This is a genomic window from Sphingopyxis terrae subsp. terrae NBRC 15098, from assembly GCF_001610975.1.
Classification (GTDB): Bacteria; Pseudomonadota; Alphaproteobacteria; order Sphingomonadales; family Sphingomonadaceae; genus Sphingopyxis; species Sphingopyxis terrae_A.
Window position 1 is genome coordinate 3,192,994 of record NZ_CP013342.1, and the last position, 19,193, is coordinate 3,212,186.

General features: G+C 64.5%; 23 protein-coding genes and 1 tRNA gene. 14 read left to right on the top strand and 10 right to left on the bottom strand.

Annotation, left to right across the window (positions count from 1 at the left end; genetic code table 11):
* Positions 1-11: 11 nt before the first annotated feature.
* A complete protein-coding gene (locus AOA14_RS15170; RefSeq protein WP_062902399.1) occupies positions 12-1,013 on the bottom strand; it encodes a DUF11 domain-containing protein in 1,002 nt (333 codons plus the stop codon).
* 209 nt (positions 1,014-1,222) lie between these two features.
* Here AOA14_RS15170 and AOA14_RS15175 point away from each other — a divergent pair, with 209 nt between their 5' ends.
* Both AOA14_RS15175 and AOA14_RS15180 read left to right on the top strand, forming a co-directional pair.
* Positions 1,223-2,419, top strand: a complete 1,197-nt coding sequence (locus AOA14_RS15175; protein ID WP_058811659.1) for an AI-2E family transporter — start codon at positions 1,223-1,225, stop codon at positions 2,417-2,419.
* A 43-nt stretch (positions 2,420-2,462) separates the two neighbouring features.
* Positions 2,463-2,539 (top strand) — tRNA-Asp (locus AOA14_RS15180).
* Positions 2,540-2,571: 32 nt separating this feature from the next.
* Here AOA14_RS15180 and AOA14_RS15185 read toward each other — a convergent pair.
* From AOA14_RS15185 to AOA14_RS15210, 6 genes are all read right to left on the bottom strand, one after another.
* Positions 2,572-3,591: a hypothetical protein gene (locus AOA14_RS15185; protein WP_062902400.1), complete on the bottom strand. Its 1,020-nt coding sequence runs from the start codon at positions 3,589-3,591 to the stop codon at positions 2,572-2,574.
* A gap of 58 nt (positions 3,592-3,649) precedes the next feature.
* Positions 3,650-3,844, bottom strand: a complete 195-nt coding sequence (locus AOA14_RS15190; protein WP_202988280.1) for a hypothetical protein — start codon at positions 3,842-3,844, stop codon at positions 3,650-3,652.
* A 58-nt stretch (positions 3,845-3,902) separates the two neighbouring features.
* On the bottom strand, positions 3,903-4,145 hold the full coding sequence (locus AOA14_RS15195; RefSeq protein ID WP_003051523.1) for a DUF2842 domain-containing protein: 243 nt from the start codon (positions 4,143-4,145) through the stop codon (positions 3,903-3,905).
* Positions 4,142-4,720 (bottom strand): 5-formyltetrahydrofolate cyclo-ligase, encoded by a 579-nt coding sequence (locus AOA14_RS15200; protein ID WP_062902402.1) that lies wholly within the window; start codon positions 4,718-4,720, stop codon positions 4,142-4,144. The genes AOA14_RS15195 and AOA14_RS15200 overlap by 4 nt, the downstream gene beginning before the upstream one ends.
* A gap of 224 nt (positions 4,721-4,944) precedes the next feature.
* Complete coding sequence (locus AOA14_RS15205) at positions 4,945-5,373, bottom strand: cell division protein ZapA (RefSeq protein WP_003051532.1); 429 nt, start codon at positions 5,371-5,373, stop codon at positions 4,945-4,947.
* Positions 5,366-5,566: a hypothetical protein gene (locus tag AOA14_RS15210; protein ID WP_003051535.1), complete on the bottom strand. Its 201-nt coding sequence runs from the start codon at positions 5,564-5,566 to the stop codon at positions 5,366-5,368. The genes AOA14_RS15205 and AOA14_RS15210 overlap by 8 nt, the downstream gene beginning before the upstream one ends.
* A gap of 147 nt (positions 5,567-5,713) precedes the next feature.
* Between AOA14_RS15210 and tkt the strand changes: the two genes are divergently transcribed.
* The 5 genes from tkt (at position 5,714) to AOA14_RS15235 (ending at position 11,684) form a co-directional block, all read left to right on the top strand.
* A complete protein-coding gene (gene tkt, locus AOA14_RS15215; protein WP_062902403.1) occupies positions 5,714-7,681 on the top strand; it encodes a transketolase in 1,968 nt (655 codons plus the stop codon).
* Between the two features lie 37 nt (positions 7,682-7,718).
* Positions 7,719-8,726 (top strand): type I glyceraldehyde-3-phosphate dehydrogenase, encoded by a 1,008-nt coding sequence (gene gap / locus AOA14_RS15220; RefSeq protein ID WP_003051541.1) that lies wholly within the window; start codon positions 7,719-7,721, stop codon positions 8,724-8,726.
* Positions 8,727-8,863: 137 nt separating this feature from the next.
* Positions 8,864-10,060, top strand: coding sequence for a phosphoglycerate kinase (locus AOA14_RS15225; RefSeq protein WP_062902404.1), 1,197 nt, complete (start codon positions 8,864-8,866; stop codon positions 10,058-10,060).
* A gap of 77 nt (positions 10,061-10,137) precedes the next feature.
* Positions 10,138-11,028, top strand: a complete 891-nt coding sequence (locus AOA14_RS15230; RefSeq protein WP_062902405.1) for a fructose bisphosphate aldolase — start codon at positions 10,138-10,140, stop codon at positions 11,026-11,028.
* Positions 11,028-11,684, top strand: coding sequence for an O-methyltransferase (locus tag AOA14_RS15235; protein WP_062902406.1), 657 nt, complete (start codon positions 11,028-11,030; stop codon positions 11,682-11,684). The genes AOA14_RS15230 and AOA14_RS15235 overlap by 1 nt, the downstream gene beginning before the upstream one ends.
* On the opposite strand, the gene AOA14_RS15240 is transcribed toward AOA14_RS15235, so the two are convergent.
* Complete coding sequence (locus AOA14_RS15240) at positions 11,681-12,082, bottom strand: hypothetical protein (RefSeq protein ID WP_234179002.1); 402 nt, start codon at positions 12,080-12,082, stop codon at positions 11,681-11,683. The two genes, AOA14_RS15235 and AOA14_RS15240, sit on opposite strands and share 4 nt — an antisense overlap.
* A 35-nt stretch (positions 12,083-12,117) precedes the next feature.
* On the opposite strand from AOA14_RS15240, the gene thiE reads away from it, so the two are divergent.
* Entirely contained in the window at positions 12,118-12,747 is a 630-nt protein-coding gene (gene thiE / locus AOA14_RS15245; protein ID WP_062902408.1) for a thiamine phosphate synthase, read from the top strand.
* Between the two features lie 10 nt (positions 12,748-12,757).
* Here thiE and AOA14_RS15250 read toward each other — a convergent pair whose 3' ends face one another.
* Positions 12,758-12,904: a hypothetical protein gene (locus AOA14_RS15250; protein ID WP_202988281.1), complete on the bottom strand. Its 147-nt coding sequence runs from the start codon at positions 12,902-12,904 to the stop codon at positions 12,758-12,760.
* A 137-nt stretch (positions 12,905-13,041) separates the two neighbouring features.
* On the opposite strand from AOA14_RS15250, the gene AOA14_RS15255 reads away from it, so the two are divergent.
* The 3 genes from AOA14_RS15255 to AOA14_RS15265 all read left to right on the top strand — a co-directional run bounded on the left by AOA14_RS15255 (position 13,042) and on the right by AOA14_RS15265 (position 16,589).
* Entirely contained in the window at positions 13,042-15,003 is a 1,962-nt protein-coding gene (locus tag AOA14_RS15255) for an OPT family oligopeptide transporter (RefSeq protein WP_062902410.1), read from the top strand.
* A gap of 104 nt (positions 15,004-15,107) precedes the next feature.
* A complete protein-coding gene (gene efp / locus AOA14_RS15260; protein ID WP_003051563.1) occupies positions 15,108-15,671 on the top strand; it encodes an elongation factor P in 564 nt (187 codons plus the stop codon).
* Positions 15,672-15,770: 99 nt separating this feature from the next.
* On the top strand, positions 15,771-16,589 hold the full coding sequence (locus tag AOA14_RS15265; RefSeq protein WP_062902411.1) for an inositol monophosphatase family protein: 819 nt from the start codon (positions 15,771-15,773) through the stop codon (positions 16,587-16,589).
* A gap of 75 nt (positions 16,590-16,664) precedes the next feature.
* Here AOA14_RS15265 and AOA14_RS15270 read toward each other — a convergent pair whose 3' ends face one another.
* Positions 16,665-17,150, bottom strand: a complete 486-nt coding sequence (locus AOA14_RS15270; RefSeq protein WP_062902412.1) for a YbjN domain-containing protein — start codon at positions 17,148-17,150, stop codon at positions 16,665-16,667.
* Positions 17,151-17,365: 215 nt separating this feature from the next.
* Between AOA14_RS15270 and AOA14_RS15275 the strand changes: the two genes are divergently transcribed.
* Genes AOA14_RS15275 through AOA14_RS15285 form a run of 3 tightly spaced genes read left to right on the top strand, consistent with a single transcriptional unit; the run spans position 17,366 to position 19,178 of the window.
* Positions 17,366-17,740, top strand: a complete 375-nt coding sequence (locus tag AOA14_RS15275) for an NADH-quinone oxidoreductase subunit A (RefSeq protein ID WP_003051572.1) — start codon at positions 17,366-17,368, stop codon at positions 17,738-17,740.
* Positions 17,737-18,291 (top strand): NuoB/complex I 20 kDa subunit family protein, encoded by a 555-nt coding sequence (locus AOA14_RS15280; RefSeq protein WP_086455609.1) that lies wholly within the window; start codon positions 17,737-17,739, stop codon positions 18,289-18,291. The genes AOA14_RS15275 and AOA14_RS15280 overlap by 4 nt, the downstream gene beginning before the upstream one ends.
* A complete protein-coding gene (locus AOA14_RS15285; RefSeq protein ID WP_062902413.1) occupies positions 18,291-19,178 on the top strand; it encodes an NADH-quinone oxidoreductase subunit C in 888 nt (295 codons plus the stop codon). The genes AOA14_RS15280 and AOA14_RS15285 overlap by 1 nt, the downstream gene beginning before the upstream one ends.
* Positions 19,179-19,193 lie beyond the last annotated feature (15 nt).

Here is a 19,193-nt window from a genome sequence, read left to right on the forward strand (position 1 = left end):
GCGAATCTCCATCAGTCGATCTTGGTCTTGAAGGTAACGGTGCGGGTCTGGCCGCCCGCGACGGTGCCGAGTTGCACGCGGATCCGTGTGCCGTTGTAGTCGCCGGCGTCGGCGTCGCTCGCATCGCTCAGCGGCGCACCGCCAAGAGTGATCGAGCCGGTGACATAGGATGTGTCGGCCGGAATATTGTCGGTGATCGCAAGACCGCCGACCGACCCCGTGCCGGCGACCGTCGCGGTGATCGTGTAGGTGATCGTCGCGCCCGGAACGGGCTCGCTGCCGCCGAACGGATCGGCGACGACCGCCGATTTGACGAGCGTGACGGTGGCCGCCGACACCTTGTAGGCGCCATTGTCCTGCCCGTCGGCGCCGGTTGAACCGACGACCGCATCGCCGCCGCCCTGGCCCTGGCCCGCGAAGGTGGTGCCCGGGGCGCCGGTGCCGGTCTTGGCCGCCGCGACCAGCGTCACGATGCCGCGATCATTGTCGGCGACCGTCCCCGGCGTCGTCGCAACGATGAAAATGCGCGCGCTCTGGTCGGGGTTGAGCACCGGATCGTTCGACCCGGCGGTATAGAGCGTGTCGGTGGCGGGATCGAAGATGCCGTCGCCATTGTCGATATAGATGCCGGTGATGGTCGGGTCGTAATTGTCGCCGCCGACATTGGCGATCGTGCTGAGCCCGAAGGCTTCCTGCCCGTTGCCGGTGTTGGTCACGGTGAACGTAAGCAGCTGGTTGGTCCCGCCGGGCGTGGTTGCGACATCCGACGGGTTGTTCGAGGCAACCGTCACGTCGAGCAGTTCGTCGACGCGCAGGTTGACCGTGTTCGAATCGATCGTCTGCGTCCCCGCTCCGTTGTCGAAGCTGGCGCTGGCGGTGTTGCTGATGGTCGATCCGGCTACCGTACCGGCGGCATGCGCCTGCATCGGCAGGGCGAGCGCGCAAAGCAATAGGGCGGAATAAGAGGGTCGAAGAAGCTGATGCTTCGCGCCCCCCACAGGCGCTTTCATCATCGAATTGGCTCCATAATTGCTGGTCCTTGGGAGCCGTCCTCGCGGAAAAAGGGTAATTTCTGGTTAAAATGGTGAAAATACTCGGCCTTTTGTCCTAAATGGGGACAGGGGAATAATGGCGCACCATTGGGCCAATCCCTTCGGGCGCCACTGGCGCCGACGCCAAAGTGCGCCTAAGAGGATCGGGTTCAACGGGAGCGATCGACGCAATGGAGGACAGCGAGCACCCGAAGGTGCCACCCTTGCTCAAAGACGCAGCGCAACGCGTTGAGATCGATGATTTTCGTCGGGACCGGTTGCTCGCGGCGCTGACGCTTATCATTGGTGCGGCCTTCTGCCTGGGGCTGCCCTTCGCGCTGCAGGCCGGCGCCGAATTCTTCCTGCCGCTCACAGCGGCGATCGTCGTTTCCATTGCCCTCGTTCCGCTGCTCGAATGGCTCGAACGGCGCCGCGTTCCGTCGGCGCTGGCGGCCTTTTTGGCGCTCTCGAGCTTTCTGATGCTGGTCAACGCGGCGCTGGCGATCATCGTCGTTCCCGCGACGGGCTGGTTCGCGCGCATCCCCGAATCGATCCCGCGCATCCAGACCAATCTGGCGCCGGTGATCGATTTCTATTCGACCTTGCAGAAATTCGTCGACCGCACGTTGACCTCGGTCGCGAGCGGGTCCGAAGCGACCGCGCAGGCCATGGCCGCCACCGCGCCAACCTCGGTCGTCGACTATTTCATCTCGGCCGCGCCCGCGGCGGCAGTGCAGCTTCTCTTCGCGGTACTCGTGATCTTCTTCTTCCTCGCCGGATGGACGCGGCTGCGGCGCAGCACGATCCGCCGGCGCGGCAGCTTCGATGGCGCGATGCAGACCGCGCGCGTGATCCAGAATGTCGTGGATGCGACTGCCGACTATCTCGCGACGATCACGATGATCAATGCGCTGCTGGGACTGATCGTCTCGCTGTTGCTGTGGGCGCTTGGCATGCCGTCGCCCTTCATGTGGGGCGGCATCGTCTCGCTGTGCAATTTCGTGCCCTATCTCGGGCCGATCGTCGCCGCGATGCTCCTGGGTCTGGGCGGGCTGATGACCTTCGACGCGGTCGGGGTCGCGCTGTTGCCGGCCGTCATCTTCATCGGGGTGCATCTGGTCGAGGCGAATTTGATCACGCCGCTGGTGTTGGGGCGGCGGCTGACCGTCAATCCACTGCTGATTCTCGTCTCGCTCAGCTTTTGGGGATGGGTGTGGGGGACGCCGGGGGCGCTGCTTGCGGTGCCGCTGCTCCTGATCGTGCAGACCGTCCTTGCCTCGACCGGCACGCCTGATCTTGCCGGTTTTCTATTCGAACATGGGACGCTCACCGCGACAGAAGAGATGCGCGAGCGATTAAATCGAAAAGAGTTTGATCGGGACGGTTGACAGGTCGGGACGAGGGCAATATTGGCGCGGCTCCCAAGCGCAAGCGGGTGTAGCTCAGTTGGTTAGAGCGCCGGCCTGTCACGCCGGAGGTCGCGGGTTCGAGCCCCGTCACTCGCGCCACTTGCCCTGAATTTCGGCAGGTGGCGCCTCCTTCAATCCTTGGCTTGGGTCGCTTCCGTCTCTCGCGAATATATCGGATATTCGATCGCACCGGCCTTCTGCCGGGCAAGCTCCACCGGCGCCATATCGAACCCGTCGGGGATGGCGAACTGCTCCGGCGCATCGCAGATTTGCGCAATGCCGAAACGCCGCTGCATGACGTCCTGAAATTCGGTGAGATTGCCGATCGGGGCATCGCAGCGCAGCCGGCCTCGCTGATAATCGGCCGCTGCGCCTGCGATGGCGAGCAGCGTGATTGCGCCGTCCGTATCGCCGGTCTTGTCGCGTAGCCACGCGAGTTCGGGCATCAGCAACCAACGCAGCGGATAGGCGGACGTCTCGCTTGCCAACGGCTCGAGCAAGCGCCGCGCCCCGGCATAATCGCGTCCGGCAACGGCAGCATAAGCGCGGGTGATCACCGCATCGGTCGCGGCGTCGCCAGTCCGCTCGGCGCGCCGGAAATATTCGGCGACAAGGACATAGCGGACGCAATCGGCGCACGCTGTCCTGTCCCAGTCGGGCATGGGGACATCGGCCTGCGGATAAAAGAGAATGTCGGCGATCTTCGCGCTCGGCAATTCGCGCCGGCAATCGGTCGAAATCAGCCAGCTTCGCGCATCGCGCGTCACCTCGATCGTCGACCCGGCATAGTCGAAGGGGCAGGGCGGAACCTCGCTTTTGCTGCGGTGCGCCGTCAGCCCCATCTGTTCGAGTTGCAGACAGGGATCGGCAAGCAGGCGATCGAGTTCCGCCGCCGCCGCCGGAAGCAGGCGGCCGCGCTGGACGCGGCGGCTCTTGTCGGGGGCGGGCTTGACCTGCTCGGTCATGAAACCATAGGCCGCATCGGGCTCTTCGAACAATTCGGGGGGCGGCGGGGGCGGTGGCACGGGCGGCAGCGTCCCATGATCGACGCGCAAGACTTGCCATGCCCCGGCCGCGTCGCGCCACAGGGTGCTGACGGTCGAAAAGCGGATATCCTGCGTGATGCTTGAACCGATCACGCCGCGCAGCATGATCGTTGCGCCGCCGCTACCCGGTTGCGTATCGGGATCGGGCGCCCCGGCCCATTCTTCAAAACCTTGCCCGATAGTCCGGCGTGGCCAGGCCGTCGGGCGTCAAGGCGGCAAGATCATAGCCTTTGGCAGCGGCGGGGCACGCCTTGACGAGCGCCTTCACCTGCTTGCGCAGGCCGTCATCACGCGCCGCCGCCGGGGTGCTCGCCAAAATCAGCGACAGGACAGCCGCCGTTCCCATAGATACCCGCATCGCGCCTGCCTCCCCAATGGTGCGCGCAGGCTATCGAATAATCGGGCGGTGCCAATCCCTATTGTGGGGCGCGCCAGCGCCCGGTTTCCATCCAGCACAGCAGTGGCCGCAGCGGCAGCACCCATACCCAGGCGATCCCCGCGACGAGATAGAAAATCGCCTGCACCAGCACCGGCCAGCCGCCGACCCACGGCGAGAGGCTGACGACGGCCGCCGCCCACGCCGTGATCAGCGCCAAGATCAGAAGGATGCCGGTCGGCTTACGCCAGCTTGGCTGCGGATCGGCGGGGGGCTCGCTCACAATCGGTCTCCGGTGATGATATATTCCTGCTCGGTCAGGACCGCATCGAGAAAAATATCGGTTTGTTCAATGGGAACAGTGTCAACTTCCTGCACCGACCAGCCGATTCCGATGCGCGGAACCGCCGGATTTTCAGCAAAGAACCGGTCATAATGCCCGCCTCCCTGGCCGAGACGGCCGCCGTGGCGGTCGAAACCGACGAGCGGGCAGAGGACGATGTCGGGATGCGCGATTTCGGCGCTATCGGGCGGCTGGGGCGATCCCCACGGACCCTTGCGAAGCGCATCGCCATCGTCCGATATCCGAAAGGTCATGGCGGCCGTGCGGTCTGCGTGATGCGGCAGCGCGATGCGCCGGCCATCCAGCAGCAGCAGCGGGCGGATATCGGGTTCGTCGCCCCACGGTGCATAGGCGCCGACGACAGGGCTGGCATCGAGCAGCTTGCGGAGCGTGTCGGGAACGGCGCGAAAGGCAGCGAGCCGCCCCATCGGGTCGAGATTGGCGACGAAATGGCGGCGGCGAAAACGCAATCGTTCGCGCAGCGCCTGTTTCTGCGAAGCGAGGTCGGGCGTCATGCGGGCCGGGCCTCCTTCAAAGCCTGTCGGGTTGGCGGGACCACCATGGGTCGGTTTCCGGAAGATCCTCTGACGCCAGTAACGTCAGGTGGGGGCCATGTACGTCGGACCAGGGTCCGGGCAGGGACAGCTCCCTTGGATGATGTATCGCCTCAGGGATTTTCGCAACGGCTCGTGCCGGGCAGTACCCGCCGATGCCTATTTAGGGACGCGGGGCCCCATCCTCAAGCGCTTTGCTCAACCTTTGCGGCGAGCGCTTCGATCCGGTCGGCGATCTGGAGCAGTGCGCGGTCGTGCGTTGTGCGCGGCGCGGCTGCTACAGCGGGCGGCGGCGCGGCCTTAAGTGCCTCGATTTCCCTGCGGGCCGCAGCGAGTTCGTCACGCGCCTGCGTTTCGCGGCTTTCCGCTAGCGCAACCGCGGCGCGCAGCGAATCGGATTGGGGCTCGGACCTGTCGACCTTGGCCTTTGCTTCCTGCGCCTCGTCGGCGAGCATGAGCGCCGCGAAGAGAAGCTGGCGTACCTCGGTGCTGCCGGGGATGGCGCGGACCTTTTCGTCGATCAGCCCGGCGAGCTTCTGAAGCTGCGGCTCCTCGCCGTCGGCGCAGGTCAGGTCATAGGTGCGCCCGGCGATGTTCAGTCGGACATCAGCCACGATTCGCCTCCGCAATCAGTCGGTCCAGTTCGCCGATAACAGCGTTAACTTCGGCCTTCAGGGCCGATTGATCGCTTGTCGGTTGATCGGATGCGCCGCGTTCTGCGCGCTCGGCCAGGCTCTTTTCGATGCGGCTCAGCGCGCGCTCGATGCGGCCGATGGCGAGGCTGGATTCGTCGAGATCGAGTTCCATGCCACAGGGGTAGCAGCGCCGGGGGAGGGGTGCAATCGCCTGTCGGCGCCGAAATGCGCGCGAATTCTTGCCGCGGGCGGTTGACTCTCGGCGGCGCCGCCGCAAAGGGCAGTCGCGCACGCCAGCCCAGACATAAGCGGGGAAAAGATGACACTGCCCGAACGCCAGCTCGCCAACGCGATCCGCGCGCTTGCGATGGACGCCGTACAGGCCGCGAACAGCGGTCACCCCGGGATGCCGATGGGCATGGCCGACGTCGCGACCGTCCTCTATTCGGATTATCTGAAGTTCGATCCGAGCGAACCCAAATGGGCCGATCGCGACCGATTCGTCCTGTCGGCGGGCCATGGCTCGATGCTCGCTTATGCGACGCTCCATCTCGCGGGCTATGCGCATCCGACGATGGAGGAAATCCGCAATTTTCGCCAGCTGAACAGTCCTTGCGCCGGGCATCCCGAAAATTTCGAGCTTGCCGGGGTTGAAACGACGACGGGGCCGCTGGGGCAGGGGCTTGCGACTGCGGTCGGCATGGCGATCGCCGAGCGCCATCTCAATGCCATTTACGGCGACGACCTCGTCGACCATCGCACCTGGGTCATCGCCGGCGACGGCTGCCTGATGGAAGGCATCAATCACGAAGCGATCGGCGTGGCCGGCCATCTGGGCCTTGGCCGCCTGATCGTGCTGTGGGACGACAACAAGATCACGATCGACGGGTCGACCGACCTTTCGACCAGCGAGGACGTGAAAGCGCGTTATGCGGCGACCGGTTGGCATGTCGACAGCTGCGACGGCCATGATGCTGCCGATATTCGCCGCGCGATCGACGCGGCGCTGGCGGACGGTCGCCCGTCGCTGATTGCGTGCAAGACGCTGATCGGCTTCGGCGCGCCGAACAAGCAGGGCACGTCGGCGACGCATGGCTCGCCGCTCGGCGCCGACGAGGTGGCGGCGGCGCGCGCCAATATGGGCTGGACCGCCGAACCGTTCGTCATTCCCGCCGACATTGCCGACGCATGGCGCGGCTTTGGCCAGCGCGGCCAGTCACTTCATGCTGCGTGGAATTATCGCCTTGCAAGTAGCGATAAGAAAACGGATTTTGAGGATCGCCTGAGCGGCAAGGTCGCGCCGGGTGATGCTTTCAAGGCCTATCTCGACGGGCTGGTTGCCGAACCGCCGAAGGTCGCGACGCGCAAGGCGTCGGAAAATGTGCTGACCGCGCTCACCGCCGACATCGCCTCGCTTGTTGGTGGCAGCGCCGACCTTACCGGCTCGAACAATACCAAGACATCGTCGACCAAGCCGCTGAACCGGAACGATTATTCGGGTCGCTACATCTATTATGGCATCCGCGAATTCGGCATGTCGGCGGCGATGAACGGGATGGCGCTGCACGGCGGCGTGATCCCCTATGGCGGCACTTTCCTGGTCTTTTCGGACTATTGCCGCGGCGCGATCCGGCTGTCGGCGCTCCAGCGTCAGCGCGTCGTTTACGTGATGACGCACGACAGCATCGGGCTCGGCGAGGATGGACCGACGCACCAGCCGATCGAGCATCTGCAGTCGCTGCGCGCCATGCCCAATCTGCTCGTGATGCGCCCCGCCGACGCGGTTGAGACGGCCGAATGCTGGGCGATCGCGATCGCGCAGGACAGCCGTCCGACGCTCCTCGCACTCACGCGCCAGAATCTGCCGCCGCTGCGTCATGACGTCACGGAAAATCTTTGCTTGAAAGGCGGTTATCGCCTTCGCAGCGCCGCCGCGGCGCGCAAGGTCGTGCTGGTCGCGACGGGCTCCGAAGTGTCGCTGGCGCTCGATGTCGCCGAAAAGCTCGAAGCGGCGGGGCAGGGTGCCGATGTCGTTTCGATGGTGTCGACCGAATTGTTCGACGAACAGGATGCGGCCTATCAGGCCGACCTGCTGCCCGACGATGCCCTGATCGTCTCGATCGAGGCCGGGACGACCTTCGGCTGGGAACGCTACACCGGCCGCCATGGCCTGCGCTTCGGCATCGACAGCTTCGGCGCGTCGGCGCCGATCGATGATCTCTACCGGCATTTCGGCCTGACGGTCGACGCCATCACCCCCAAGATTCTGGCGCGGCTCGGCGCATAAGACCGGCCGCCACCTTCCGCAGAAAGGACTAACCGACATGGCAGTGAAAGTCGCAATCAACGGTTTCGGACGCATCGGCCGCAATGTGGCGCGCGCCCTTCTCGAGCGCACCGATCACGACCTTGAACTGGTGTCGATCAACGATCTGGGCGATGCCAAGGCCAATGCCCGCCTGCTTCGCCATGACTCGGTTCATGGCGCCTTCAACGGCACCGTCGAAGTCGATGGCAACGACCTGATCATCAACGGCAAGCGCATCCAGGTCACCGCCGAGCGCGATCCCGCCGCCCTGCCGCACGCCGCCAACGGCGTGGACATCGTGATGGAATGCACCGGCTTCTTCACCAACAAGGCCGGCGGCCAGAAGCATCTCGACGCCGGCGCGAAGCGCGTACTCATTTCGGCGCCCGCCAAGGAAGTCGACCTGACCGTCGTTTACGGCGTCAATGACAGCCAGATCACCGCCGATCACCGGATCATCTCGAACGCGTCCTGCACCACCAACTGCCTCGCGCCCTTTGCCAAGGTGCTGCACGAAGCGATCGGTATCGAACGCGGCCTGATGACGACGATCCATGCCTATACCAACGACCAGAAAATCCTCGATCAGATCCACGACGATCCGCGCCGCGCCCGCGCCGCCGCAATGTCGATGATCCCGACCTCGACCGGTGCGGCGGTCGCCGTCGGCCTCGTCCTGCCCGAATTGAAGGGCAAGCTCGACGGGTCATCGATCCGCGTTCCGACGCCGAATGTGTCGGTGGTCGACCTCACTTTCACCCCGTCGCGCGAAACGACCAAGGAAGAAGTGAACGCGGTGCTCAAGGCCGCGGCCGAAGGCGCGCTGAAGGGCGTCCTTGGTTATACCGAGGAACCGCTGGTTTCGATCGACTTCAACCATAACGCCGCCAGCTCGACCATCGACAGCCTTGAAACCGCGGTTATCGACGGCAAGCTGGTGCGAGTGCTGAGCTGGTACGACAATGAATGGGGCTTCTCCAACCGCATGATCGACACGGCGGGCGTGATCGCGAAGTTCCTTTAACAATATCCTTGTGCCCCCGCGAAGGCGGGGGCCCATCTCCGACCGCATCGGAATGAAACCGGCGGTGATCAGGGGATAAGAGCGCAGGAGATGGACCCCCGCCTTCGCGGGGGAACACTCCGGGATCGGAGTGAAAGATGGCAGATTTCAAGACGCTCGACGACATCGGTGACGTCACCGGCAAGAAGGTGCTGGTGCGCGTCGATCTCAACGTGCCGATGTCCGATGGCGCCGTGGCCGATGACACGCGAATTCGCGCAGCGATGCCGACGATCCGCGAACTGTCGGACAAGGGTGCCATCGTTCTGCTGCTCGCCCATTTCGGCCGTCCGAAAGGGGCGAAGAACCCGACGCAGTCGCTCAGCCTCGTCATCGACGGCGTCGCCGACGTCCTCGGCCATTCGGTGATGTTCATTCCCGATTGCACCGGCGAAGGCGCCAAGGCGGGCGTTGCCGTCCTCGCGCCCGGCGACGTCGCCGTGCTCGAAAATGCGCGCTTTCATGCGGGTGAGGAAAAGAACGACCCCGCGTTCGCCGATGCGCTTGCCGAAATCGGCGACATCTATGTCAACGATGCCTTTTCGGCGGCGCACCGCGCGCATGGCTCGACCGAGGGCATTGCCCATCGGCTGCCCGCCTATGCCGGCCGCGCGATGGAGGCCGAGCTCAAGGCGCTCGACGCGGCGCTCGGCAACCCCGCGCATCCGGTTGCGGCGGTTGTCGGCGGCGCGAAAGTGTCGAGCAAGATCGACGTGCTGCGCAACCTTGTCGGCAAGGTCGATCATCTGATCATCGGCGGCGGGATGGCGAACACTTTCCTCGCGGCGCGCGGCGTCGATGTCGGCAAGTCGCTGTGCGAGCACGACCTCGTCGATACCGCCAACGCGATTTTCGACGCGGCGGATGCCGCAGGCTGCACCGTCCATCTGCCCTATGACGTGGTCGTCGCGAAAGAATTCGCCGCGAACCCGCCGACGCGCACCGTGAACATCCACGAAGTTGCGGCGGACGAGATGATCCTCGATGTCGGGCCTGCGGCGGTCGAGGCGCTCGGTGACGTGCTGAAAAGCTGCCGCACGTTGGTGTGGAACGGTCCGCTCGGCGCTTTCGAGATTGCGCCGTTCGACGCCGCAACCGTCGCGCTCGCCCGGACGGCGGCGGCGTTGACGCGCGAAGGGTCGCTGATTTCGGTTGCCGGCGGCGGCGATACCGTCGCCGCGCTCAACCATGCCGGCGTTGCGGACGAGTTCACCTTTGTTTCGACCGCAGGCGGCGCCTTCCTCGAATGGATGGAAGGAAAGCCTTTGCCGGGGGTAGACGCGCTTAAGGCCTGAGTTCCCATCGCATTGCGTCCCAAGCAACGGGCCGCTATGCGCGCCGCACCATACGTATGCAAATCCACGGAGACGTTATGACGACCGCCAATGCCGAGATGCTGGATAAGATCAAATCGGGCCAGGGCTTTATCGCCGCGCTCGACCAGAGTGGCGGTTCGACGCCCAAGGCGCTCAAGGGCTATGGCATCGAAGAAGACGAATATTCGGGCGACGAGGAAATGTTCGCGCTGATCCATGCAATGCGCAGCCGGATCGTGACCGCACCCTGCTTCAACGGCGATAAGGTGATCGGCGCGATCCTGTTCGAACGCACCATGGACGGCGAAGCCGATGGCAAGCCGATCCCGGCTCTGCTGTGGGAGCGCGGCGTGGTCCCGTTCCTCAAGGTCGACAAAGGCCTCGAAGCCGAAGCTGACGGCGTTCAGTTGATGAAGCCCAACGCCGATCTCGACGCGCTGTGCGAGCGGGCGGTTGCGAAGGGCGTGTTCGGGACCAAGATGCGCAGCGTCGTCAACCTCGCCAACCCGGTGGGCGTCAAGGCAATCGTCGCGCAGCAATTTGCCGAAGCCGCGCGCATCGCCGCGCACGGCCTGATGCCGATCATCGAACCCGAAGTGAATATCAAGAGCCCCGAGCGCGATGCGGCGGACCGACTGTTGCTAGCGGAAACGCTCGCGGCGCTCGACGCATGGACCGGCGCGCCGGTCATGCTCAAGCTGTCGCTGCCCACCGAAGCAGGCCTGTTCCAGCCGCTCGTCGATCATCCCAAGGTGCTGCGCGTCGTCGCGCTGTCGGGCGGCTTCGCGCGCCCCGAAGCGTGTATCGAACTGGCCAAGAATCCCGGTATCATCGCCAGCTTCAGCCGCGCGCTCCTGGAAGATTTGCGCGCGTCGATGAGCGACGCGGAATTCAACGGCTCGCTCGGCGGCGCGATCGACGAAATTCACGCCGCATCGGTCGCCTGATGACCGATAGCTGGGACCGCGTCGACACCTATATCGGCGAGAAGCTGATTGGCGACGACGCGATCCTGGCGGCCGCACTCGCCCACAATGCCGAAAACGGCTTGCCACCGATCGACGTCTCGGCGGCGCAGGGCAAGATGCTCTATCTGCTCGCACAAATGGCGGGCGCGCGGCGCATCCTCGAAATCGGGACGCTCGGCGGCTATTCGACGATCTGGCTCGCGCGGGCGCTACCGGACGATGGCGCGCTGGTGACGCTGGAAGTCGACCACATGCATGCCCGCGTCGCGCAGGCGAATCTCGATCGCGCCGGCCTCTCTGATCGGGCCGAGATCCGGGTCGGCCCGGCGATGGACAGCCTTGCCGCGATGACCGACGTCGCGCCTTTCGACATGGTCTTCATCGACGCCGACAAGCAGAGGAATGTCGATTATGTCGCCGAAGCGATCCGCCTCGGCCGCAGCGGCACGACGATCATCGTCGACAATGTCGTGCGCGAAGGCGGCGTCCTCGATCCCGCCAGCCACGATCCCGGCATCTTGGGCGCACGCGCGCTGTTCGATTTTCTGCAATCCGACCCGCGCATCGACGCCACCGCCGTGCAGACGGTCGGCGCGAAGGGATGGGACGGCTTCGTGTTGGCGCGGGTCGCCTAAAGACCGCCCATGAATCGGAAGGCGAAGCGGTAATCGCCGGCCTTGATAGGTCGGTCGGGGCGCTTGTCGGGATGCATCGATTCGAGCGTGATCGTGCCGTCGGCCAGCGGTGTCGGTTCGCCTAGCACCGCTTCGAAAGGCTGTGCCTCGCCATTGGGACGAAGCCAGAGCATCTTCACGCGGACGCGGCCTGCCCACACACAGGCGACTCCGACGGGGCAACGACTGTCCTCGATCACCGCGACCGGCTGGATCAACGGGCCGTCGGCATAGGCGCGCTGGCCGATGGCGACATTGGCGGCGTCGCGCAATGCGGTAACGTCGCGAGTCGCTGCACAGGCCGAAACGGTCGCAGCAGTGACGAGGGACAGGGTGGTGGCGCGAAACATCTTCTGCATTTGCGGCATGCTGGCGGCGTAGCTATGAACCCGCCATGACCGAACCGACCTGCCAGCTTTACCTCATCTCGCCAGCTGATGTCGGCGGCGACTTTCCGGCGCAACTCGAAGCGGCGCTGGCCGCCGGCCCGGTTGCCGCGTTCCAGTTCCGCGTCAAGGGTTTGACCCAGCACGAAGCGGCGCGCCTTGCCGAACCGCTACAGGCGATTTGCGCCGCGCACGATGTCGCCTTCATCGTCAACGACGACATGGCGCTGGCGAAGCGGCTCAAGGCCGATGGCGTCCATCTGGGGCAGGGGGACGGCGATCCGCAGGAGGCGCGGCGGCTGCTCGGCCCCGGCGCGCAGATCGGCGTAACCTGTCACAACAGCCGCCACCTTGCGATGGATGCCGGCGAAGCGGGGTCGGATTATGTCGCCTTCGGCGCCTTCTTCCCCACGACGACAAAGGCGGTCGAACATCGCGCCGAGCCCGAAATCCTCAGCTGGTGGCAGGGACTGTTCGAGCTGCCTTGCGTTGCGATCGGCGGGATCACGGTCGAGAATGCGGAGCTGTTGATCGATGCTGGCGCCGATTTCCTTGCGGTATCGGGCGGCGTCTGGAACCATCCGGACGGCCCGGCCGCGGCGGTGCAGGCTTTCGCCGCGCTGATGGCAGCGGATTAGGCCGCGCGCGTCAGTTCCGCGTGCGCGGGCGCTCGTCGCGCGGTGCGTCGTCGCACTTGCGCCACCCGAACAGACCCGCGCACGGCGCCGGGCGCTTGACCGAAGCGGCCGCTTCGGGGCCGGGATGCGGCTTGGGATCGGGAAGGGCCGTTGTCATGCCCGGCTCTATGCGCCGCGCCGCGGAGCGATGATTGGATCGAAGCGTCAATTCGGTTTCGCTTCGTCGCGTTTCCACGCCTGTTTTGACTTGCCTAATTCCCCGCCGCCCGCAACACAGCGCGCGGGGAGAAATTTATGTCCGATACCGACCAGCGCAGCGTTTCGATGCGCGAACTCACCGTCCGCGGGATCGTCCTTGGCGGACTGATCACGCTGCTGTTCACGGCGGCAAACGTCTATCTGGGGTTGAAGGTCGGGTTGACCTTTGCGACCTCGATTCCCGCCGCGGTCATTTCGATGGCGATCCTGCGCTTCCTGTCGGGGGCGACGATTTTGGAGAATAATATCGTCCAGACGATCGCCAGTGCGGCGGGGACGCTTGCGGCCATCATCTTCGTCCTGCCCGGTCTGGTCATCGTCGGCTGGTGGCAGGGTTTCCCCTATTGGACGACCGCCGCCGTCTGTTTCATCGGCGGAACGCTGGGCGTGATGTTTTCGGTCCCGCTGCGCCGCGCACTCGTCGCCGGGTCGGACCTTCCCTATCCCGAAGGCGTCGCCGCGGCCGAAGTGCTCAAGGTCGGGTCGCGCGCGGGCGAGGGGGCCGAGGAGAATCAGCGCGGCCTGCGTACGATCCTGCTCGGATCGCTGATCAGCGCCGGTTTCTCGCTGCTTGGCGCGATGAAGCTCGCGGCGCTCGAAGTGTCGAAGAATTTCAAGCTCGGCGTCGGCGCCACCGGCGTCAGCGGCAGCCTGTCCTTCGCGCTGATCGGCGTGGGGCATCTTGTCGGCCTGTCGGTCGGCGTGGCGATGTTCATCGGCATGGTCATCGCATGGGCGGGTCTGATGCCCGCGCTGACGGCAGCGCAGGGACTGACCGGACCGGTCGATGATGTGGTCGGCATGGTGTTTTCGCAGCAGGTGCGCTTCATCGGCGCCGGGACGATCGGGGTCGCGGCGCTGTGGACGCTGCTCAAGATCGTCAGCCCGATCGTCAAGGGCATCAAGGGTTCGATCGCGTCGTCGCGGGCGCGCGGCGCGGGCGAGGTGGTCGAACTGGGCGAGCGTGATCTGTCCTTCGGCATCGTCGCGGGGACGATCCTGGGCTCGCTGATTCCGATCGCGGGATTGCTGTGGTTCTTTGCGCAGGGCGGCCCGATCGCGGCCAATCCGGTCGGCGTCATTTTCGCGACGCTGCTGTTCGTGCTGTTCGTCGGCGCGATCATCGCCGCGGTTACCGGCTATATGGCCGGCCTGATCGGTGCGTCGAACAGCCCGGTGTCGGGCGTCGGTATCCTCGCCATCATTGCCGCTTCGCTGATGCTGCTCCTCTTCTTCGGGCGCAATCACAGTGAAGCCGATACTGCCGCGCTTGTCGCCTATGCGCTGTTCACCACTGCGATCGTCTTTTCGGTCGCGACGATTTCCAACGACAATCTCCAGGATCTGAAGACCGGCCAGCTCGTCGGTGCGACGCCGTGGAAGCAGCAGCTCGCGCTGGTTATCGGTGTCGGCTTCGGTTCGCTCATCATTCCGCCGGTGCTCGACCTGTTGAACCAGGCATTTGGCTTTGCCGGTGCCGCGGGGGCGGGCGCCAATGCGCTGCCGGCGCCGCAAGCGGCCCTGATCAGCGCACTGGCCAAGGGCGTGCTCGGCGGCGATCTGCGTTGGGATCTGATCGGCTATGGTGCATTGATCGGCATCGCCATCATCGCCGCCGACGAGATATTGGGGCGTATGGGCAAGCTGCGCCTGCCGCCGCTCGGTGTCGGTATGGGCATCTATCTGCCGATGTCGCTGACCTTGCTCATTCCGATCGGCGCGGTGATCGGCCATTTATGGGAAAAACGTGCCGAACGCAGCACCCGCCCCGAATTTTACAGCCGAATGGGCGTCCTGCTCGCGACGGGCTTCATCGTCGGCGAGAGCATTTTCGGGGTATTGTTCGCGGGCGTCGTCGCGGGTTCGGGAAGCGATGCGCCGCTGGCGCTCGTCGGGGAGAGCTTCGAGCCGACGGCGATTGTCGTCGGCCTTTCGCTCTTCGTCGCGCTGATCGCATACAGCTATCGGCGCACGCGCCGCGCCACCGAAAGCGTCTAACGCGCTTGCCCTTGGCCGCGCAGGCGGCTAAGGGCGCGCTCCTGTGACCGGCGCACCCGCTGCGCCGGCGGCTCTTTCCATCCTTGAACTAGCGAGTGTGCGCGATGAAAATCACCGGCGTTGAAATCCGTCCCGGCAATATTATCGAATATGAGGGCGGCATCTGGAAGGTCACCAAGATCCAGCACACCCAGCCGGGCAAGGGCGGCGCCTATATGCAGGTCGAAGCCAAGAATCTGATCGACGGGCGCAAGCTCAACAACCGTTTCCGCAGCGCCGATACGGTCGAGAAGGTCCGCCTCGACACCAAGGATTTCCAGTTCCTCTATGCCGAGGGCGACGACCTCGTGTTCATGGACAAGGACAGCTACGAACAGATCACCATCTCGAAGGATGTCGTCGGCGAAGCCCACGAATTCCTGCAGGACGGCATGGAAGTCGTGCTCGAACTGTGGGAAGAGCGCCCGATCTCGGTCGAACTGCCCGAACAGATCGAAGCGACGATCGTCGAGGCCGATGCGGTGGTGAAGGGCCAGACGGCCTCTTCGTCGTACAAGCCCGCGATCCTCGACAATGGCGTGCGGGTCATGGTGCCGCCCCACATCACCAGTGGCACGCGTATCGTGGTCAACGTCTATGACCGCGAATATGTCCGCCGTGCTGACTAAGTAACGTCGCCCCCGCGAAGGCGGGGGCCGCTAGCAATCTGGCGCAACGCAGCCAGCGGCCCCCACCTCCGCGGGGCCGACGCGTTGAAGGAAACAAAAATGGCCGTATCCGGCATCATCACCGTCATGGAACGTGCCGCGCGCAAGGCGGGCACGAAGCTGCGCCGCGACTTTGGCGAGATCGAGCATCTGCAGGTTTCGCAAAAAGGACCAGCGGATTTCGTGTCCAAGGCCGACCAGGCCGCCGAGCGCACGCTGTATGACGAACTCACCCATGCCCGTCCGGGTTGGGGTTTCCTGATGGAGGAAGCTGGCGAGATCGAAGGCGAGCCCGGCAAGCCCCGCTTCATCATCGACCCGCTCGACGGCACCTCGAACTTTCTGCACGCGATCCCGCAATTCGCGATTTCGGTCGCGGTGCAGGAACCGAAGCTCGGCGGCGGCTGGGGCGATGTGACCGCGGGGCTGATCTATCAGCCGGTTACCGACGAAAGCTATTGGGCGGAACGCGGTCGCGGCGCATGGTTGCATGACCGGCGCCTGCGCGTCTCGTCGCGCCGCAATCTCAATGAATGCCTGATCGCGACCGGCATACCCTATATGGGCCATGGCGACTTCGGCCAGTGGAGCCGCATTTTCGGTGCGGTTGCGCCCGAAGTTGCCGGCATCCGCCGCTTCGGCGCCGCCAGCCTCGACCTCGCATGGGTCGCCGCGGGGCGGTTCGACGGATTCTGGGAAGCCGATCTGTCGATTTGGGACGTTGCGGCGGGCATGTTGCTCGTGCGCGAAGCCGGCGGCTTCGTCAGCGATTTCCGCGGCGGCGATCGGGCGATCGAGCGCAGCGAGTTCATCGCGGGCAGCGGCGCGGTGCATTCCAAGCTGCAAAAACTGGTCGCGGGCGCGCTGCGCAACGCCTGACCCGTTATGCAAGCGCAAAAAAGGCCATCCGCGGGATAACCGGGATGGCCTTTTTGCTGTCCGCGTTTCGCCCTATCAATCGTCGTAGATGAACTCGCGATAGGCATCCATCAGCGACGCCCAGGTGTTGAAGCTCTCGCCCAGATTTTCGCGCGGCAATCCGGCAAAATCGACATCGACGTCCATTTCCAGCACCGGATCGCCTTCATTGTCGCGATAGGCGCGCGCAAAGCGTTTTTCCTTGTTCCAGCTGTTGAATTTTTCGAACGACAGATTCTTCGCGTCGTTGAAGCCCATATAATATTGCAGCGTCTTGCACTCCTTGTGCGCGTCGTTGCAGTTCATGAACAGAACGAGGAATTTCAGACCGTTGCGGCTGCTCTCGATATAGGGATCGGCATCGCTGGCGGTCACCAGCTTGGCGGGCCAGCCCTGCGATTCGACGATCGCGACGATTGCTGCGGGATTCTTGGGCGTAACCAGTTCGGCATGGGCCGGCGTCGCGCCGAGCGCGGTGGCGGCAAGTGTGGCAAGAGCAGTGGCAAATGGCAGTTGGCGCATAAAGTCCCCCAGTTGGATGGCGGCAAATCGTGCCGCAACACGCGTCCCGTTCAGCCGCCTAACATAGCTTCGCCCGTCCTTGCCAGCGTTCCCCGCGCTTTTGGCGTTCGCAAGGCGATTTTCCTGTCCGCAGCGCTTGCGGGCAGCGCCATGCTGGCCTAAAGCGCCCGCAGAAACGGGGTGGCAAACGCCCGAAATCATGACTGCGAGCTCCCATGGTCGATCTGACTCAATATTTGCCGATCCTGATATTCCTGGGCATCGCCGTTGCGCTGTCGGCGGCTTTCGTGTTCCTGCCGATGGGCGTGGCGCGGTTGACCGGGGCGCATCAGCCCGATCCGGCGAAGCTGACCGAATATGAGTGCGGCTTTCCCGCTTTCGAGGATGCGCGCAGCCAGTTCGACGTGCGCTTCTATCTCGTCGCGATTCTGTTCATCATCTTCGATCTTGAAGCGGCCTTCCTCTTTCCCTGGGCGGTCAGCCTGAAGGAAATCGGCTGGGCCGGCTGGGCGACGATGATGGTTTTCCTGGCCGAGCTCGCGATCGGTCTTGTCTATGCGTGGAAGAAAGGGGCGTTGGATTGGGAATGAGCAATTCGACCATCCTGACCCCCGGCACGATGCCGGTCGCTCCGGGGACCGCCCCGGACCAGAGCTTTTTCGACGATCTTAATGCAGAGGTCGGCGACAAGGGGTTTCTCGTCACCTCGACCGAGGATCTGTTCAACTGGGCGCGCACCGGCTCGCTGTGGTGGATGACCTTCGGCCTCGCTTGCTGCGCGGTCGAGATGATCCACGTCAACATGCCGCGGTATGACATGGAACGCTTCGGCGTTGCGCCGCGCGCCAGCCCGCGCCAGTCCGACGTGATGATCGTCGCGGGCACGCTGTGCAACAAGATGGCCCCGGCGCTGCGCCGCGTCTACGACCAGATGTCGAACCCCAAATATGTGATTTCGATGGGTAGCTGCGCCAATGGCGGCGGCTATTACCACTATAGCTATTCGGTGGTGCGCGGCTGCGATCGTATCGTGCCCGTGGACATCTATGTCCCCGGCTGCCCCCCGACCGCCGAAGCGCTGCTCTACGGCGTCATGCAGTTGCAGCGGAAAATCCGCCGCACCGGAACGATCGAACGCTGATGGCCAGTCCCGCTCCCCTGATCGCGCCGCGCGACGGCATTGTCGAGGCGCTGAAGAAAGTCGTCGGCGGCGATCTGATCGCGCATGTCTTCGCCGTGGGCGAGGACAGCATCACCGTGCGCCGCGAAGCGGTTGCCGGGGTGATGGTCGGCCTGCGCGACGAACTTGCCTATCAGCAGCTCATGGAGATCGCCGGGGTCGATTATCCCGACCGGCCAGAGCGGTTCGAAGTCGTCTATCATCTGCTCAGCGTGACCCAGAACCATCGTCTGCGCGTCCGGGTGCTGGCCGACGAAGCAACGCCGGTGCCGAGCATCGTTGCCGTGTGGCCCAACGCTGGCTGGCTCGAACGCGAGGTGTTCGACATGTACGGGGTGCTGTTCAGCGGCAATCCCGACCTGCGCCGCATCCTGACCGACTATGGTTTCCAGGGGCATCCGCAGCGCAAGGACTTCCCGCTGACCGGCTATACCGAACTGCGCTATTCCGAAGAGGACAAGCGCGTCGTCTATGAACCCGTCAAGCTGGCGCAGGATTTCCGCAGCTTCGACTTCCTCAGCCCGTGGGAAGGCGCCGACTATATCCTTCCCGGCGACGAAAAGGCGGGCGGCACCGGTGAGGCGCCGGGCAAGGGCGCGCCGACGCCGATGACCGCAGAGGCCGTCAAGAAGGCCGACGAGGCCAAGAAGGCGCCGCCGCCGACGCCCAAGACGACCGACAATGCCAAACAGACCGGTGCGGGCGACAAGGCGAATAAGGAAGCCGCGAAGCCGAGCAAGGACAGTGCCAAGGCCAAGCCTGCGGCAAAGGCGAAGACGCCCGCGACCAAGAAGGCCGAAAAGGCTCCGGCCAAGCCGCGCAAGCCCAAAGCAGGAGGTGACGCATGACCGATAATGCGACGG

Bases quoted from the DNA above. Each gene is read 5' to 3' on its own strand.
- AOA14_RS15280 (WP_086455609.1), top strand. From the start codon at position 17,737: ATGAGCAATTCGACCATCCTGACCCCCGGCACGATGCCGGTCGCTCCG.
- AOA14_RS15230 (WP_062902405.1), top strand. From the start codon at position 10,138: ATGACGACCGCCAATGCCGAGATGCTGGATAAGATCAAATCGGGCCAG.
- AOA14_RS15210 (WP_003051535.1), bottom strand. From the start codon at position 5,566: ATGGAACTCGATCTCGACGAATCCAGCCTCGCCATCGGCCGCATCGAG.
- AOA14_RS15250 (WP_202988281.1), bottom strand. From the start codon at position 12,904: ATGACAACGGCCCTTCCCGATCCCAAGCCGCATCCCGGCCCCGAAGCG.
- AOA14_RS15270 (WP_062902412.1), bottom strand. From the start codon at position 17,150: ATGCGCCAACTGCCATTTGCCACTGCTCTTGCCACACTTGCCGCCACC.
- AOA14_RS15225 (WP_062902404.1), top strand. From the start codon at position 8,864: ATGGCAGATTTCAAGACGCTCGACGACATCGGTGACGTCACCGGCAAG.
- AOA14_RS15175 (WP_058811659.1), top strand. From the start codon at position 1,223: ATGGAGGACAGCGAGCACCCGAAGGTGCCACCCTTGCTCAAAGACGCA.
- AOA14_RS15235 (WP_062902406.1), top strand. From the start codon at position 11,028: ATGACCGATAGCTGGGACCGCGTCGACACCTATATCGGCGAGAAGCTG.
- tkt (WP_062902403.1), top strand. From the start codon at position 5,714: ATGACACTGCCCGAACGCCAGCTCGCCAACGCGATCCGCGCGCTTGCG.
- AOA14_RS15170 (WP_062902399.1), bottom strand. From the start codon at position 1,013: ATGATGAAAGCGCCTGTGGGGGGCGCGAAGCATCAGCTTCTTCGACCC.
- AOA14_RS15265 (WP_062902411.1), top strand. From the start codon at position 15,771: ATGGCCGTATCCGGCATCATCACCGTCATGGAACGTGCCGCGCGCAAG.
- AOA14_RS15190 (WP_202988280.1), bottom strand. From the start codon at position 3,844: ATGCGGGTATCTATGGGAACGGCGGCTGTCCTGTCGCTGATTTTGGCG.
- AOA14_RS15275 (WP_003051572.1), top strand. From the start codon at position 17,366: ATGGTCGATCTGACTCAATATTTGCCGATCCTGATATTCCTGGGCATC.
- AOA14_RS15200 (WP_062902402.1), bottom strand. From the start codon at position 4,720: ATGACGCCCGACCTCGCTTCGCAGAAACAGGCGCTGCGCGAACGATTG.
- AOA14_RS15285 (WP_062902413.1), top strand. From the start codon at position 18,291: ATGGCCAGTCCCGCTCCCCTGATCGCGCCGCGCGACGGCATTGTCGAG.
- AOA14_RS15240 (WP_234179002.1), bottom strand. From the start codon at position 12,082: ATGCAGAAGATGTTTCGCGCCACCACCCTGTCCCTCGTCACTGCTGCG.
- efp (WP_003051563.1), top strand. From the start codon at position 15,108: ATGAAAATCACCGGCGTTGAAATCCGTCCCGGCAATATTATCGAATAT.
- AOA14_RS15255 (WP_062902410.1), top strand. From the start codon at position 13,042: ATGTCCGATACCGACCAGCGCAGCGTTTCGATGCGCGAACTCACCGTC.
- AOA14_RS15185 (WP_062902400.1), bottom strand. From the start codon at position 3,591: ATGCTGCGCGGCGTGATCGGTTCAAGCATCACGCAGGATATCCGCTTT.
- thiE (WP_062902408.1), top strand. From the start codon at position 12,118: ATGACCGAACCGACCTGCCAGCTTTACCTCATCTCGCCAGCTGATGTC.
- gap (WP_003051541.1), top strand. From the start codon at position 7,719: ATGGCAGTGAAAGTCGCAATCAACGGTTTCGGACGCATCGGCCGCAAT.